This is a genomic window from Aneurinibacillus aneurinilyticus ATCC 12856 (genome assembly GCF_000466385.1).
GTDB classification, from domain to species: domain Bacteria; phylum Bacillota; class Bacilli; order Aneurinibacillales; family Aneurinibacillaceae; genus Aneurinibacillus; species Aneurinibacillus aneurinilyticus.
Window position 1 is genome coordinate 1 of record NZ_KE952761.1, and the last position, 16,150, is coordinate 16,150.

Sequence of the window (16,150 nt, forward strand, 5' to 3'; positions counted from 1 at the left end):
TGGGCAACGGCATATTTGGCGGCAATGGAGGCATTGGCGGCATAGGTATAGGCTGCGGCTGAGGTGGCGGTGTTATCTGTACGGGTGCTGTCGGCGTTTCTTTTGGCATTGCAGGTGGCTTCGTTTCAGGCTTTGGCTCCGATATTGGTTGAGATGGCATTGGGCTTGGCATTGGTACTGGCACAGGTTTTTCCTTTGGTATTTCTTTTATCGGCATTTCTTTTACTGGTTTTTCTTTGGTTGGTATGGAAGGCATCTGAATATTAATGTCCTTATCTGTTTCCGTTATTGGATTCACTGCAGAATTTTCCGACTTTGGCTGTGGAGATATTTCAGGCATGACGGGCTTCTCTTTCACAGGTTTTTCTTTTACTGGCGTTTCCTTGATAGGCAGCTCCTTGTTGTCCTCATCGTTTTTCAGTTGTACACCATTTGTTGGCACTTTCACTTTCATACCGGGCAAGATTTTATCTGGATTTTTGATATGCGTATTGATTTTTTTTATTGTTTCAAAGTCGGCATTATATTTCTGAGCAATTTTCCACAAGGTGTCTCCTTTTTTTACAATGTGGATTTTCATGTACTCGACCATCCTTTCTGAGAAAATTACGTTACATCATATGCATGGGTGGGCGATTTGCTACGGGTGGGCGGATATTGGTATAAAAATTCTTTGTTCCGGAAAAGATAGGAAGTAAAAGCTTATTGGGCAAAGAAGGGATGCATATGATCCGAAAGCCACTTCCAAAACATTGGAGAACCTTGTTGGCTTTATCCGTATTGTTTGTAACAGTTGTGGGTGGAGGCACTTGGTATCTGTATTCTGCCATCGGAAAATTAAAAGGTAGCGAAACTGCAACACAGACTGTGGACGTTGTGTTGAAACGTGAATATTTGTGTGGAGAAACAGAAGAAGAAGTAAAGCAGGAAACGGTTGCTTCTGCAGATGAATTGTTTACACGTTATACAGGATGGAATTTTGTTTCTCGTAACCGTAACGTATATACATTCGAGAAGAAAGTTAATGATCTTTCCCCACATTGCAAAGAGAATGCATACTTTGGCCTGGGGACAAATGGAGAATTGACACTGTTCGATGGATTACCGGAGAAAGGGCAGGTTATCCAAACTTTTTTCCAATTGGATACAGGAAAGCTTGAATCTAGCCTTCCACGTGAAGAGCTTAATTTGCTGCGGCAGGGTATACGCATTACCGATGCGGCCGAATACAACTCGATTATTTCTACGTATAGTGAATTTTCAAATGACGAACAGGAAGCGGCAGTACGGCTTAAATAAAAGTAGAAAAAACGGAGCGAACCGTGTCGCCCCGTTTTTTTAATGGGGAATCACACACCTGTTGAAAATATATGTTCGCATTTTTCAATATGGTGTACAATAAAAGAATCGAAGTTTGTTGTAGGATCAGGAGGAAATGGGAATGATTGATTTTATTGAGGGGCAGGTTGCCTATGTGGAAGCCGACTGTGTTGTTTTGGCATCCCAAGGTATAGGTTATCGCATCTTTACAGGCAATCCGTTTCAATACCGTGAAGGAGAAACGGGAGCGATCCGCATATATACTCACCATTATGTACGGGAGGACGCCGTGCATTTGTACGGGTTTCCGACACGGAATGAGCGTGATTTGTTCCGTAAGTTGCTCGATGTATCCGGTATCGGGCCAAAGGGTGCATTGGCGATGATTTCAGCAGGTACACCCGAGCAAATTATTGCTGCTGTAACACAGGAGAATATTGAGTTTTTAACCCGGTTTCCCGGCGTTGGAAAAAAGACAGCACAACGGATTATTCTGGATTTGAAAGATAAGCTTAAAGCGCTGGCGGTGCAGGAAAAAGCTGTAGCCAGAGTAGAGGGAGAGCCGGAGTTGACTGATGGAGATGAACCGACGTTGTTTCACGCTTTCGATGAGCCGAAGCAGGAAGCGATGGAAGCGCTCGGTGCGCTTGGCTACAGTCATACGGAGATCCAAAAAGTTATGAAAAAGCTAGAAAAGGAAGGAGCCGATTTGGCTTCTACTGACAAAATCGTAAAGCGTGCATTACAGATGTTCTTAACGACGTAAAGGGGGATAAAACGTGGAGGAAAGAATGATTTCCGCCCATGCACACGACATGGAAGAATTCAATATGGAACTCAGCCTCAGACCCCGTTATCTGGCGGAATATATTGGCCAGAACCAGATTAAAGAGAATCTGAAGATTTTCATCGAGGCAGCCAAGCTACGTGGAGAGGCGCTCGATCATGTACTTCTATATGGTCCTCCCGGCCTTGGGAAAACGACATTATCTATGATTATTGCTAATGAACTCGACGTTAACCTTCGAACTACGTCTGGACCTGCGATTGAGCGTCCGGGTGACTTGGCTGCGATCTTGACGGCACTTTCGCCGGGGGACGTTTTGTTCATCGATGAAATTCATCGTCTGCCGCGCAGTGTAGAAGAAGTGTTGTATCCGGCAATGGAGGATTTCGCACTGGATATCGTTATCGGAAAAGGGCCGGGGGCAAAGTCGGTGCGACTTGATTTGCCGCCGTTTACTTTGGTTGGTGCGACGACCCGGGCAGGTATGTTATCCGCACCTCTGCGCGACCGTTTTGGTGTGGTAAGCCGTTTGGAATATTATACAGCAGACGAACTGACTTATATTGTGATGCGTGCGGCTGAACTGTTTGCTGTCGAGATACGCGGTGAAGGGGCGGAGGAGATTGCCCGCCGTTCACGTGGCACGCCGAGGATTGCGAACCGATTGCTGAAACGGGTACGGGATTTTGCACAGGTGCAGGGCGATGGTGTAATTACTGGCGAACTAGCGTGTGAAGCGTTGGAGCGCATTCAAGTGGACAGGATGGGGCTTGATGAGATTGATCATAAGCTCCTGCTGTCCATTATGGACACGTTTGCTGGTGGACCGGTCGGTCTGGATACATTGGCAGCGACGGTGAGTGAGGAAGCGACAACGATTGAAGACGTATGTGAACCGTATCTTATGCAGATAGGATTTCTGCAGCGTACACCGCGGGGACGCATAGCAACACCACATGCATACAATTATTTTGGCAGGGAGGTACCAGGCGCATGAATCCGGTGGCGAAAATGCTCATCATAGGTGGTATAGTGCTCGTTATTATCGGCCTTATTTGGCAAGTAGGTGGTCGGTTTTTGAACCTGGGGCGCTTGCCAGGGGATATTGTTGTAGAAAAAGAGAACTTCCGCTTTTATTTTCCGGTTATGACCAGTATTATTTTGAGCATTGTACTTTCGCTTCTATTTTACTTATTTCGCTTTTTTCGTTAAATTTCAGGTTGAATTGCAAAAGCTGCTAATATAAGGAGAGCCGTATATGGAAAATGAGAACGATTTATTCGGACAGCGCATATGGCGGATTGTTGACCAAACAAGGACGCATCCATCATTTCATGCGCTCTATTCTTTTGCGATGGATGATACATTATGTACGTCCGTTCGTTTGAAGAAAAGTCCGGCAGTGATGCGTGCCTGGGTACACCACCACAATGTAGTGATGGGCAATGTTGACTATAAGTTGCAAGGAATTGAACAAGGGATTTCCTATTTGGAAGAGCGTGGATATATACCCGTAGTGCGGAACTCGGGCGGTGCTGCGGTTGTGCTCGATGAAGGAGTTTTAAACATCTCACTCATCTTGCCTGCGGAGGATACATTTGCTGATATTCATGCAGGATACCGGGCGATGGTGAAATTTATTGAGCTTATGCTCGCTCCATTTAATGTGCAGGTGGAGACGGGAGAGGTGATCGGCTCTTATTGTCCTGGTGATTTCGATGTTGCTATCGGCGGCCGGAAATTTGGTGGATTAGCACAGCGCAGAAGGCGTGGTGCAGTAGCGGTACAAGCATTTCTACTAGCCGATGGTAGCGGCAGTAAGCGAGCAGAGCTTGTACGTGGTTTCTACGAGAAGGCAGCACGGGAAGGGGATACATATCCTGCTGTGCGTCCAGAGACAGTTGCTTCCTTATCTGAGCTTATAGGGAGGCCCATTTCCTGTTCTGATTTGCTTGAGCGAGCCATAGCCGTGATTGAAGCGCATTCCAAGCGGGCCGAATTCTCTCAACTATTCCCAGAAGAGGCAGAAGAATTTGCGTCCAATACAGCCAGCATGGAGACGCGTAATCCACATCTACAATTATAAAAATATTTTTTCTGCGACCTTTTTCCTTTTTATTCGTCTAATTTAATAGATATGGCAAATAAAACTAGGTTTTCTGGTAGAATATTCATAGATTTGCCGAAATCTAGAGGGAGAAAGGTTGATAGATTAGGATGAAATTGGGAAAGATTTTGCCCGTTATGCTCAGCCTTGGCCTGTTGCTGCCGTTCGGCGCTCAAGCGCGTGCGGCAGATGAACCGGCGGTGCGAGTAGAATTAACGAGTCCTTTTGCATTAAATTCAGCGGAGGCGTTATCGACAGTACAGTTTACCGTTAACGGTAACTATATGGTGGAGGGACAGCCGACACTCATGTTAATGGGAGGACAGAAATATTTTGTTCAACTTGAGAATGAAACGCTGAGCCTCTATCAATTCGGGTCGATTGGTTTACCTGTTCCGCTTGTTCAGGGAGTTAGCACGCTTAAAATCATACCGTCGCTGCCAGATAGTGAAGCGGCTACGTTGAAAGTAGAAGGAAAGAAAGGCGCATATTCATATCGTGGAGCTATGGAATTCCAAATCGGAGCAAAAGGCGCATTGAAAAGGATTGTGCCAATTAATGTGGTCGGTATGGAAAGCTACTTAAAAGGAGTCGTGCCAAGCGAAATGTACGCCTCCTGGAACCGGGAAGCGTTGAAAGCGCAAGCGGTGGCAGCCCGTACATATGCTGTGCGTCATATGAATGCGAAGCCGGGCAGCGCTTATATTAATGATACGGTGCAATACCAGGCGTATGAAGGTATGAAAAATGAAAAAGAGAATTCCAATCTGGCTGTCGAAGAGACAAGAGGGGAAGTTCTTTCTCATAACGGCAGTTTAATTGAAGCGTTATACGGTGCCAGCAACGGTGGCTATACGGAAGCTCCGGAGAACGTATGGAAAGGCTCTAAAGGTTCTCCATATCTTGTTGCTAAGCCGGACCCGTACGATGCAAAAAGTGATTCGCCTAATAAGAAGTGGCAGCAAACGTTGACGATAGCCCAGCTTCAGGACAAAATTAAAAGCCGTACTCCAGCTGTGGGAACGATTAAGAAAGTAGAAGTGAAGGAAACGTATCCTTCTGGTCGAATTGCAGATATAGCTATCGAAGGAGATAAAGGGACCTTGCACTTATCGAAGGAGGAAGCGCGTACAGCATTTGGATTAAAAAGCGCTCTTTATACGGTAAAGGCTAACTATGGTACCGCCGTGCCGTCTCCTGCCTCAGGAGATGAACAGCTATCTGTTTATAACGGCGCTACCACGGTGCATAAAGGAACGGATGGCTTGGTTGTTACGAATGGCGTGACTCAAGCAACAGCCCCTTCCAATCTGGTAGTTCAGGGGGCCACACAGATTAAAGCTCCCGAGCAGAACGGCGGAGCTGGAGCGGGTACTCAGGCCTCACCTATTTCCGTTACGTTTACCGGCAGCGGTTATGGGCACGGTGTAGGAATGAGCCAATGGGGAGCTCAACAGATGGCCAAGGAAGGCAAGACATACCGGGATATCCTGAATTTTTATTATAATCCTGCTCAGATTTCTGGAGGATACGGTACAGGAAATTAATATGGCAAACTATGTCTATTTCTTGCATGAGACGGGAAAAATCGGTATGATAAAGTGAAACTTCCATCAGTAGTGGGGTTCGTACACCTCCCACTGATGATTAGTTGAACGAATTGGAGCTTTATGAGCAGTTATCCCCCGCCTGTCTTCTTTGTTTCCTCGAAGTCTTGGAGCGGGAGAACTGCCCGTTAAGAGTGGGATAAAGTATTATACTGATGATTGAAAATAAAGTTGAGGGATAGACATTGAACGTTAATGATTTTGATTTTCATTTGCCGGAAGAACTTATTGCGCAGAATCCGCTGCAAGAGCGGACAGGCTCGCGTTTGCTTGTGCTTGATAAGCGAACCGGTGATATGGAACATAGGACCTTTACCGATTTAAAACGTTATTTGAAAGCCGGCGATACTCTCGTGCTCAATGACACGAGAGTGATTCCTGCCCGGCTTTTTGGCGTGAAGGAAGGAACGGGGGCACACATTGAGGTTCTCCTGCTGAAGCCATTGGGAGACGACCGCTGGGAGACGCTTGTCCGTCCCGGTAAAAGAGTGAAGCCGGGTACACGCATTGTGTTTGGCGAACATTTGCTTGTTGCCGAGTGTGAGGGGAATACGGAAGTGGGCGGCCGGATTGTGAGGTTTGAATATGAAGGTATATTCAATGAACTTTTAGACCAATTGGGGGAAATGCCACTTCCACCTTATATTAAAGAGCAACTCGAAGATAATGAGCGGTATCAGACAGTATACGCGAAGCATCGCGGCTCTGCGGCCGCGCCGACAGCAGGGCTGCATTTTACTGAAGAGTATTTAGAAGAATTGAAGGCAATGGGTGTGCAGCTTGCTTTCGTCACCTTGCATGTTGGATTAGGAACGTTTCGGCCTGTTGCTGCCGATGTAGTAGAAGAACACGAGATGCACAGCGAATTTTATACGCTCACAGAGGAAAACGCGCGTATGATTAATGAAACTAAAGCGCGTGGCGGCCGTATTATAGCCGTGGGAACTACTTCGTGCCGTACGTTGGAGACCATCGGCCAGAAGCACGGTGGCAAGCTGGTTGCAGCCGAAGGGTGGACAAATATTTTTATTTATCCAGGATATAAGTTCCACGTCATTGATGGGCTTGTGACGAATTTTCATCTGCCCAAATCAACGCTCGTTATGCTGGTAAGCGCACTGGCAGGACGTGAGAACATTCTGCGCGCCTATAATGAAGCGGTTAATCAGAAGTACCGTTTCTTTAGTTTTGGCGACGCCATGCTTATTTTGTAACAGGCTAGGAGGACACCAACATTGGCAGTACGCTATGAATTAATAAAAACATGTAAGCAGACCGGTGCGCGGATCGGCAAACTCCATACGCCACACGGCACAATTGATACACCAATATTTATGCCAGTCGGCACGCTGGCAACGGTAAAAACGATGACTCCAGAAGATTTGAAAGAAATGAATGCCCAGATTATTTTAAGCAATACATACCATCTCTTCTTGCGGCCTGGACATGAACTGGTGGCGGAAGCGGGGGGACTTCATTCATTTATGAACTGGGATCGCGCTATCCTAACGGATAGTGGTGGTTTTCAAGTGTTTAGCCTGAGTAATTTGCGTCAGATTGACGAGGAAGGGGTGGCGTTTCGCTCTCATCTAAGTGGAGAAAAGCTATTCCTGAGTCCAGAAAAGGCAATGGAGATCCAAAATGCGCTGGGCGCAGATATTATGATGGCGTTCGACGAGTGTGCGCCATATCCAGCGGAACCTGAATATGTGAAGCCGTCTATGGAGCGGACGACTCGCTGGGCGGAACGCTGTCTGAAAGCGCATAAACGTCCGCACGATCAGGCGCTGTTCGGTATTGTGCAGGGTGGAATGTACCGTGAACTGAGGGAGCAAAGTGCACGCGATATTACTTCGCTTGACTTTCCTGGCTATGCTATCGGAGGACTAAGCGTAGGTGAGCCCCATCAGCTTATGTATGAGGTACTGGACTACACTGTACCGCTTCTCCCATCGAACAAGCCGCGCTATTTGATGGGCGTAGGATCACCGGATGCGCTAATAGAAGGCGCGATTCGCGGGATTGATATGTTCGATTGTGTGCTTCCGACAAGAATTGCGCGCAACGGAACGTGTATGACAAGTGAGGGGCGTCTGGTGATTCGCAACGCCAAGTACGCGCATGATTTCACGCCGCTTGATCCGAACTGCGATTGCTATACGTGCCGTAATTATACACGGGCGTATATTCGTCATCTTATTCGCTGTGATGAGATTTTGGGCGTGCGTTTGACGACATATCACAACCTTCATTTTCTGCTTAACATGATGGAACAGGTACGTCAGGCGATTATGGAAGATCGTCTGCGCGACTTCCGCGATGAGTTCTTTGCCCGTTATGGTATAACGGAGACGAAAGGCTTCTAAATGATGTGAAACTTCGCCGGCTTTGCGTTTTTTCATCATAAGACATATGTGTTGTGTTTTAAGAAGAAGCGTGACCTGGCAAGAATATATGTATATAAAAAGGAGGAATACTATGGGTGCGGGTACACAGCAAATTTTATTATGGGTGGTCATGTTCGCCATCTTTTATTTCTTGCTTATTCGTCCAAACCAAAAGCGCCAGAAGCAGCGCAATGCGATGCTGGCGGCCTTGAAGAAAGGTGATCGTATCGTAACGATTGGCGGCTTGCATGGCACAGTCGATTTGATCAATGAAGAGAACAGCACTATTGTTCTCAATGCTGGTGGACAAAAGCTGACTTTTGAGAAGGCGTCAGTTCAATCTGTCGTCGGTGAAAGTGTGCAAAAGCAGTCGGTTGCAACCAAAAAAGAAGAATAGCATAGAAGGAAAGCGGGGAGCCTAATGCAACCCGCTTTTTTTGTAAATAAAAACTTGAAACCTTTTATGTTCTCTATCGTAAAGATATACTGAAAGAATTTTTGGGGAAACTGTAAGTATGTTTCTGGACATTAATATGACTATTCTCATTGGTATTATTAAAATCATTAATGTTTTTGAAGATGTACCCTGTTTTACCTTGAAAATTTCAAAAAAGGAGGAAATAAAAGTGAATGTAAGAGAAATCGAACTTCCAGGTATCGGGCGCAAGTTTGAAATCATTACCCGAAGCAATGAGAAAATTGTTATTGTTGTTCACGATGATGGAAGAAGAGAAATGTATCATTTTGATGAACATGACCATGATGAAAGTATTTCAAGCGTAACATTTAATGACTCCGAAGCCAGACAAATATCTGCTATCATCGGAGGAATTGTCTATAAACCAAGGGCGCTCGAAACAGTTGAAATGGCTTTCAACGATTTAGTCATTGAGTGGTTTAAGGTGGAAAATAACGCTAAAGCTATTAACAAATCAATCGGAGAAATAGATGTTCGCAATAAATACGGCGTAACTGTAATCGCTATCATCAAAAAGAACCTCAAAAAAATTCTTAATCCTGGTTCGCAGGCCATGATTGAGTCAGGAGACACGGTCGTCATATGTGGAGAAAGAAGTGAATTAAAAGCAGTTATTAAAGAACTGCTATCAAGTAGGGAGGAATCGTTATAGATGAATCATTTGGTCTTTGAAGTCGGGACAGCGCTCTTATTAGTAGCTATCGCAGCTGTAATCGCAGGAAGGTTAAAATTTTCCATTATCCCTTTTTTAATTATCCTAGGTATGTTGGTAGGTCCTCATGCTCCCACAATTGGAATCATCAATCTGAAGTTTATTGAGAGTGCCGAGATTATTGAATTCCTTGGCAGGATAGGCGTGCTATTTCTTCTCTTCTACCTCGGATTGGAATTCTCGGTTGGGAAGCTCATTAAATCGGGGCGTTCCATTGCTATTGGCGGAACTATATATGTCCTTATGAACTTTGCCTTAGGGTTGGCCTATGGTTTCCTTACAGGGTTTCCGCTATATGAAACGCTTATTATTGCTGGAATGGTTTCAGTATCTTCCAGTGCTATCGTTGCAAAGGTACTTGTTGATTTAAGGCGTACCGGTAACTCGGAAACAGAGCTAATTCTCGGTATTATATTGTTTGACGATATTTTTCTGGCCGTGTTTTTATCGGTTATGTCGGGACTGCTTCTTGGTGGTGCGACTTCCATCGGAGGAACGGTGCTCTCCGTTCTTATTTCCATCGGTTATATGCTGCTGTTTTTCGTTATTGCCAGAAAAGGCAGCTCAGTATTAAATAGGCTTCTCAATATTGCATCGGAAGAAATTTTCATTATTGTTGTGTTTGCCGCTTTGTTTTTTATCGCAGGCTTTTCGGAGACCATCCATGTAGCCGAAGCGATTGGGGCGTTGTTATTCGGCCTTGCTTTATCTGAAACCGAACATAGTAAACGAATAGAGAAGCTGGTGATTCCCTTCAGGGACTTTTTTGGAGCTTTATTCTTTTTTAGCTTCGGATTAAGTATCGATCCTTTAAGTTTAGGGAATACGTTATGGTTAACATTAGGAGTTGTTGCACTAACTATTTTAGGTAACTTTGTTGCCGGAATGATTGCCGGTAGAAGATCAGGGCTATCGCATAAAGCTTCTGTCAATATTGGCCTTACGATTGTATCACGGGGAGAATTCTCAATTATTGTAGCAAACTTAGGTATTGCAGGTGGTTTAATGCCGATTTTGAAGCCTTTTTCTGCTCTATATGTTCTCATATTGGCCATCCTGGGTCCTTTGTTAACGAAAGAGTCAAAACGTATATATAATGTTTTAAATAAGGTATTCAAATGGAGCAACCAAAACGTCAAGAATAAATGATGGCAATTTGCTAGCGTATATAAAAGTGTCCATGCCTCATTGTCAATAATAAGGTATTAACCATGAGGCATAGACACTTCCTGCATCGCCTCCGCAGATTAGAACGGCGGCGTGATAGTGAAAGAAGTATTTTGATTGAGTCGTTCCCGTTAGCGGTCACAGAGATGTTCCGCGTGCAGGAACGACTTTATTGGTTTGTATTTCGTATTAAATTATTAACGTGTATACTTAGTAAGCTGCTTATTTTTAATATTTACAAGGAGGTAGATTACCATTGGAGTATGTACAAGGATTACCTAAGGCACACAAAAAAAGTGCGAAGCTAAAAATAGCAAGAAGAATCATATTTATTTTTTTAGGTTCTTTACTATTTTCATTAGGGCTTGAAGTCTTTCTGGTTCCTAATCAGATTATTGATGGTGGCATTACAGGGGTATCTATTATGCTCGCGCATCTTACTGGACTTAAACTGGGATGGTTTCTCTTCTTCCTCAATCTTCCTTTTCTTTTTATAGGTTATAAGCAAATTGGAAAAACGTTCGCTTTGTCTACATTGTTCGGCATAGCCGTTATGTCTGTCAGTACAACTTTGCTTCACCATGTACCGGAAGTGACAGGCGATCCGCTTCTGGCCGCTGTATTCGGCGGAATTATTCTCGGTATTGGCGTCGGGATGGTAATCCGTAGCGGAGGTTCGCTTGATGGAACGGAAATCGTGGCTATTCTATTCAACAAAAAAGTCCCGTTTTCTGTAGGGGAAATGGTTATGTTTTTAAACATTTTCATTCTCGGCAGTGCTGGGTTTATTTTTGGATGGGATCGAGCCATGTATTCGCTTATTGCCTATTTCATTGCCTTTAAAATGATTGATATAACCATCCAGGGGCTTGATGAATCGCGTTCCGTATGGATTATTAGCGATAAACACCGGGAAATTGGGGAGGCTTTGCTTGCGCGTCTAGGACGCGGAGTCACATACCTGAATGGAGAGGGAGCCTACACGGGGGAAGATAAGAAAGTTATTTTCTGTGTGATTACTCGTCTTGAAGAAGCAAAACTAAAATCAATTATCGAAGATATTGATGAATCGGCTTTTCTCGCGGTTGGTTCAGTCAATGATGTTAAAGGCGGTAACTTTAAAAAGAAAGATATTCACTAACATTATAATGAAAAGCCGAGCATGTATTGACAGCCCGGCTTTTTCTATGTCACTTACTTCCTTGAAAGGTTCACACCGATAATTCCTCCAAACGCAGCTACGAGAAACGCAAGCAGCAGGTAATATAGATGATTAAGCCCTAGCTTTGCATCAAAACCGAGAAAACTTATAAGCACGACAAACAGGAAATATAGAATACCAGTCATTCCACCATAATACCAGCCTTTTTCTCCACCTCGCTTACCTGAGACGAAGCCGCCGACAAACAGTGCCAACCCGTTTACTGTATAGACGGCTGAGGGCAGCGTTGATTCACGTGTGTCAGTAAAAGCAAGCATGAAAGACACAACGATTGCACCCAAAAATACAATAATGAACGTATAGATGAAACCGGCAAGCATTGGCAGTTTTAACCGATCCATTTTTAACATGGGACGCACCTCACTTTTTTGTACAATCCTATGACTGGAGCGGACGAATTATGCTTCATATAAGTAAACAGCATTTCCATATTTTTATTTGAAAGCCCTTATATTTTCTCGTATGATGGGAGAAGCGACGAGCGCTGCAGTCGTTCGCCTGCTTGGAAAACGGGGGTGAGATTCCATGATTAAAACATATTTCTACAACCATTCGCAGCAGACGATGCAGCATGATGTCGATCTGGAGCAGATAGATAAATTCCTCCTTTCCCCGGAAGATTTGCTTTGGATTGATCTGTACGATGTAGGCAATGACGAGCTACAGTACGTGGCCGACATCTTCCAGTTTCACCCGTTGGCAATCGAGGATTGTCTGCATGTCAGCCCACGTGCAAAAGTGGATAACTATGAGGATTATTATTTTTTCGTTATTCATGCGTTGCGCTACAATGAAGAGAGTGATAATGAGATTACAACACATGAACTGAATGTATTTCTAGGCCCAAATTACATCGTGACGATTCATAAACGTCCGTTGCCCTCGATTGGCAGAATTGCTGCTACCAGCCTGCGTAGCAAAAAATACATGAATCGTGGCCCGGACTTTTTGCTGTATTCTATCGTAGATGGTATTACAGATGAATACTTTCCGATTATAGACCGGATTAGCGTGCGGATTGACGAGCTTGAAGACGAGATTTATAAACATCAGATGAAGGAGATTACAGAGGAGTTTCTCGCTTTGAAACGGACGATTATTTTACTTCGTCGTGTCATCTTGCCACAGAAACGGATTTTCGCGCCAGGTAATGGTATGATGTTGTTTGAGATTAACGAAGAGAATCTCCCATTCTATATCGATTTGGTTGACCATCAGGAACGTATTGCTGATTCAACCGAGACGTTTCGCGATCTTGTAAATGGGGCACTGGATACGTATTCCTCCATCGTAAGCGCCAAAACGACCGAAACGCTGCGGATGCTGACTATGATCTCCACCATTATGATGCCTCTCACGTTCATTACAGGCTTGATGGGGATGAATGTACCTTTACCGGGTGAAGAAAAAGTCTACAGCTTGTGGATAATCATAGGCATCCTCCTTCTTGTGGTGTTATTCATGTTTATTTACTTTAAACGCAAGCGTTGGCTATAGCCTCGTTTATCTTCTGGGAAGAAAGTGGGCGAGCGTCGGTCCAATCCATGGAATACGTTGCACATCCTGTTTGCCCAGCACGCGTAGCCAGATAAGCAGGAGTGTATAGATAAATAATGCCAGACAGATGCCGAGCACCATCGCCTGCGGAAGCTCCATAAGATGTGACCAGTAGCGTGTCATATGCAGGGCTGTATAGCCGGACAATGCCACGCTTATGAGAACTTTGATCATCTCTTTTATTTCGATAGTAAATCCAGTGATTTTACTTACACTGAAGAAATGCAGCAGTGTCACAGATAGAATACTAATGTTTACGGATAGCACAACGCCGTCAACGCCAAGCTCGGGACGGGACGCAAGTAGAAAAATGGCGGCTGTTTTTAGCAGTGCTCCAATAATTGTATTGCGCATGGCTACGCCCGCGCGATCGAGTCCCTGAAGTGCAGCCTGCAAGGGAGACTGAAAATATAAGAATAAGGAATAAGGAGCCATAAGCTTCAAGAAATGCCCCACAGCTTCATCATTGTACAGGAGAGTGGACAACGGTTCGGCAAAAACATAGAGCAATACAGCGCAAGGAGCGCCGATAACAAGTGCGAGCCGGATGGATTGATAGATTCGGCGATAGATGAGTTTGTCGTTTTTTTGTGCAGCAGCTTCCGCTACGGCAGGAACGAGTGAGACAGAGAGCGAATACGTAATAAAAGTCGGAAAAATTAAAAGCGGCATTGCCATCCCGGCCAACTGTCCGTAAAAGCTGGTCGCAGCGCCTGCGGACATGCCTGCGAGGAGCAGGCTTTGCGCGACGATAATTGGTTCAACAAAGAATGTTAATGAAGAAATGATACGACTGGTTGTGACAGGAATCGAGATGTCCAGCAGATTACGAAACGTCTCACGGTTATGTTTGAGAAGCCCGGACATGCTGTGTTGCCTGAATAGTTTCGGTAATTTTTGCCTGCGGAATTGAAAGAGCAGGCTTAACATACCAAATGCTTCGCCGATTACGACACCAATCATAGCGCCAGCTGCTGCATATTCTACGCCACGCGGCATCAGCCAGGATGCGAGAATGATAACGGTAAACATACGGATGACTTGTTCTACCAATTGTGAGCTTGCGGTTGGTGTCATATTCTGCTTGCCCTGGAAATATCCGCGTAGCACGGAAGATACAGCGATAATTGGCACAATGGGTGTAATGGCTAGCAGCGGATAGAATGCCCGCTCATCGGTTAGAAAGTAGCGGGAGATGATGGGAGCGCTAAGCAGCATGACTGTTGTGAATAGGATGCTCAATACAGAAACGATAACAAGGGAAATACGCAGAATGGAACGCACTTGTGCATGTTCTCCCCGCGCATCCGCTTCAGCCACCAGCTTGGACACCGAGACGTTGAGACCGAATGTAGCCAGTGAGATAATCAGAATGAATGTTGGAACAGCCATTTGATACAGGCCCAGACCTTCCGCGCCGATAATCCGGGCTAGCATAACCCGATTAATGAAGCCAAGGATTTTCACGATGAGCCCGGCAAGAATGAGGATGAGTGTTCCTTTCATAAATGTTTGTTTCGTCATAATATGTCCTCTCTTTTCCCATGCATTTGTTGACAGCATATGCATGTACCCCAAGTAAACATGCCTGAAATTGATGAGACTGGAGGCTTCGCGAAAATGTGGAAATACCCAATGGATGAGCAACTGGCGTATGTATGCGAAATAAAGGCGCAGGAATTCGCGATGCTCGGCTACGACGATGTTACCGTAGAAGAAATCTGGGAATGTATCTCAGAGAAGTATAAGGAAATGCCCTCACTTCACAAAGTTGTGAATGATATTTTGTCATTGAAGCCGGGACGCTGGATGAACTGGGTAACAATGCGTGCTTTTAGGGGAGAGTTGATGTAAGACTCAAATATAGAAATAGGAAAAATTGATGAATTTTTTGGTTTTACTTGATTTTGTGAAACAAAAGCTTGCAATTTGCGTAAAAGAAAGCGGGCTGCGCGGTACAGAAGCGTGTGCTCGCTTTCCTTTGTTTTTATGTGTTTTGGAGGGAAGAGAGGCCTCGTCCCTGTGCACTGTCTGAATTTCCCTTGAACGGTAAATTGACAGTGAAAAATAGGAGTAGCTATAATAAAATGTATTGGTTGAAAAAGGAGGAACTGCGGGAGATGATTAAATGGAGCCGCCTAGTTACTCTTCTCTTGATTACAGCTGTTGTGATCGGCACGGTTGCTTTAACCGGGAAGAAAGTAGCAATGGGCACGACCCTTGGGCTCGATTTGCGCGGGGGATTTGAAATATTGTATGAGGTAGCACCTCTGAATGAAAACCAGAAATTAACGACACAAACGTTGAAGGATGCAACCAAAGCGCTTGATAACCGGGTAAACAAGCTTGGTATAGCGGAGCCGGAAATTCAGGCAGAAGGAACGAACCGTATCCGTGTGCGCCTGGCTGGTGTTACCGATCAGGAGCGTGCGCGGGATTTGATTGGAAAACCAGCCAATCTGACTTTCCGTGATAAAGACGGGAAAATTTTGATGCAAGGAAGCGATCTGGCAGAGAACGGTGCGCAGGGCGTTCTTGATTCGCAGACACAACAGCCAGTCGTTACATTGCAATTTAAAGACGCGAAGAAATTCGCCGATGTAACACAGAAGTATATCGGTCAGCCGATGGCGATTTTTCTTGACGATCAGCTGGTTACGGCGCCTGTTATTAAGAGTGTAATTCCAAGCGGAACGGCACAGATTGACGGCCAAAAAAATATTCAGGAAGCAAAGGACTTAGCTGCAATTCTGAATGCCGGTGCACTTCCCGTTAAGATGAAGGAAGTATTCTCGACGAGCGTCGG

The 16,150-nt window shown here is 45.0% G+C and carries 18 protein-coding genes; 15 read left to right on the top strand and 3 right to left on the bottom strand.

All coding sequences use genetic code 11. The features are described from left to right. On the bottom strand, positions 1 to 580 hold a 580-nt coding region (locus HMPREF0083_RS09765; RefSeq protein WP_040302280.1), incomplete at its 3' end, for a SafA/ExsA family spore coat assembly protein. Positions 581 to 726: 146 nt separating this feature from the next. Here HMPREF0083_RS09765 and HMPREF0083_RS26340 point away from each other — a divergent pair. The 12 genes from HMPREF0083_RS26340 (at position 727) to HMPREF0083_RS09825 (ending at position 11,706) form a co-directional block, all read left to right on the top strand. Continuing rightward, the gene (locus HMPREF0083_RS26340; protein WP_167331558.1) at positions 727 to 1,299 is read left to right on the top strand and encodes a BofC C-terminal domain-containing protein; all 573 of its coding nucleotides are present in this window, start codon (positions 727 to 729) and stop codon (positions 1,297 to 1,299) included. Positions 1,300 to 1,441: 142 nt separating this feature from the next. Then, complete coding sequence (gene ruvA, locus HMPREF0083_RS09775; RefSeq protein WP_040302281.1) at positions 1,442 to 2,086, top strand: Holliday junction branch migration protein RuvA; 645 nt, start codon at positions 1,442 to 1,444, stop codon at positions 2,084 to 2,086. Between the two features lie 25 nt (positions 2,087 to 2,111). Then, positions 2,112 to 3,104 (top strand): Holliday junction branch migration DNA helicase RuvB, encoded by a 993-nt coding sequence (gene ruvB / locus HMPREF0083_RS09780; RefSeq protein WP_021621123.1) that lies wholly within the window; start codon positions 2,112 to 2,114, stop codon positions 3,102 to 3,104. Further along, on the top strand, positions 3,101 to 3,319 hold the full coding sequence (locus HMPREF0083_RS09785; protein ID WP_021621124.1) for a DUF2905 domain-containing protein: 219 nt from the start codon (positions 3,101 to 3,103) through the stop codon (positions 3,317 to 3,319). Before ruvB ends, HMPREF0083_RS09785 begins: the two co-directional genes overlap by 4 nt. 46 nt (positions 3,320 to 3,365) lie before the next feature. Next, a complete protein-coding gene (locus HMPREF0083_RS09790; RefSeq protein WP_021621125.1) occupies positions 3,366 to 4,193 on the top strand; it encodes a lipoate--protein ligase family protein in 828 nt (275 codons plus the stop codon). A gap of 131 nt (positions 4,194 to 4,324) precedes the next feature. Continuing rightward, a complete protein-coding gene (locus HMPREF0083_RS09795; protein ID WP_021621126.1) occupies positions 4,325 to 5,761 on the top strand; it encodes a SpoIID/LytB domain-containing protein in 1,437 nt (478 codons plus the stop codon). Between the two features lie 245 nt (positions 5,762 to 6,006). Further along, positions 6,007 to 7,035 carry a tRNA preQ1(34) S-adenosylmethionine ribosyltransferase-isomerase QueA gene (gene queA, locus HMPREF0083_RS09800; RefSeq protein ID WP_021621127.1) on the top strand — a complete coding sequence of 343 codons (1,029 nt, stop codon included), beginning with the start codon at positions 6,007 to 6,009 and terminating at the stop codon, positions 7,033 to 7,035. A 21-nt stretch (positions 7,036 to 7,056) separates the two neighbouring features. Continuing rightward, a complete protein-coding gene (tgt, locus tag HMPREF0083_RS09805; protein ID WP_040302283.1) occupies positions 7,057 to 8,187 on the top strand; it encodes a tRNA guanosine(34) transglycosylase Tgt in 1,131 nt (376 codons plus the stop codon). Positions 8,188 to 8,299: 112 nt separating this feature from the next. Further along, complete coding sequence (gene yajC / locus HMPREF0083_RS09810; RefSeq protein WP_040302284.1) at positions 8,300 to 8,605, top strand: preprotein translocase subunit YajC; 306 nt, start codon at positions 8,300 to 8,302, stop codon at positions 8,603 to 8,605. A 229-nt stretch (positions 8,606 to 8,834) separates the two neighbouring features. After that, positions 8,835 to 9,338 carry a cation:proton antiporter regulatory subunit gene (locus tag HMPREF0083_RS09815; protein WP_040302288.1) on the top strand — a complete coding sequence of 168 codons (504 nt, stop codon included), beginning with the start codon at positions 8,835 to 8,837 and terminating at the stop codon, positions 9,336 to 9,338. Further along, entirely contained in the window at positions 9,339 to 10,547 is a 1,209-nt protein-coding gene (locus HMPREF0083_RS09820; RefSeq protein ID WP_021621131.1) for a cation:proton antiporter, read from the top strand. Positions 10,548 to 10,821: 274 nt separating this feature from the next. After that, the gene (locus HMPREF0083_RS09825; RefSeq protein WP_021621132.1) at positions 10,822 to 11,706 is read left to right on the top strand and encodes a YitT family protein; all 885 of its coding nucleotides are present in this window, start codon (positions 10,822 to 10,824) and stop codon (positions 11,704 to 11,706) included. Positions 11,707 to 11,759: 53 nt separating this feature from the next. On the opposite strand, the gene HMPREF0083_RS09830 is transcribed toward HMPREF0083_RS09825, so the two are convergent. After that, complete coding sequence (locus HMPREF0083_RS09830) at positions 11,760 to 12,137, bottom strand: TIGR04086 family membrane protein (RefSeq protein WP_021621133.1); 378 nt, start codon at positions 12,135 to 12,137, stop codon at positions 11,760 to 11,762. A 175-nt stretch (positions 12,138 to 12,312) separates the two neighbouring features. On the opposite strand from HMPREF0083_RS09830, the gene corA reads away from it, so the two are divergent. Next, entirely contained in the window at positions 12,313 to 13,284 is a 972-nt protein-coding gene (gene corA, locus HMPREF0083_RS09835) for a magnesium/cobalt transporter CorA (RefSeq protein ID WP_021621134.1), read from the top strand. 6 nt (positions 13,285 to 13,290) lie between these two features. Here corA and spoVB read toward each other — a convergent pair whose 3' ends face one another. Further along, positions 13,291 to 14,868 carry a stage V sporulation protein B gene (gene spoVB / locus HMPREF0083_RS09840; protein ID WP_040302290.1) on the bottom strand — a complete coding sequence of 526 codons (1,578 nt, stop codon included), beginning with the start codon at positions 14,866 to 14,868 and terminating at the stop codon, positions 13,291 to 13,293. Between the two features lie 96 nt (positions 14,869 to 14,964). Between spoVB and HMPREF0083_RS09845 the strand changes: the two genes are divergently transcribed. Both HMPREF0083_RS09845 and HMPREF0083_RS09850 read left to right on the top strand, forming a co-directional pair. After that, a complete protein-coding gene (locus tag HMPREF0083_RS09845) occupies positions 14,965 to 15,198 on the top strand; it encodes a post-transcriptional regulator (protein ID WP_051354608.1) in 234 nt (77 codons plus the stop codon). Positions 15,199 to 15,431: 233 nt separating this feature from the next. Further along, positions 15,432 to 16,150: preprotein translocase subunit SecD (locus tag HMPREF0083_RS09850; protein ID WP_021621138.1), on the top strand; the 719-nt coding region annotated here is incomplete at its 3' end.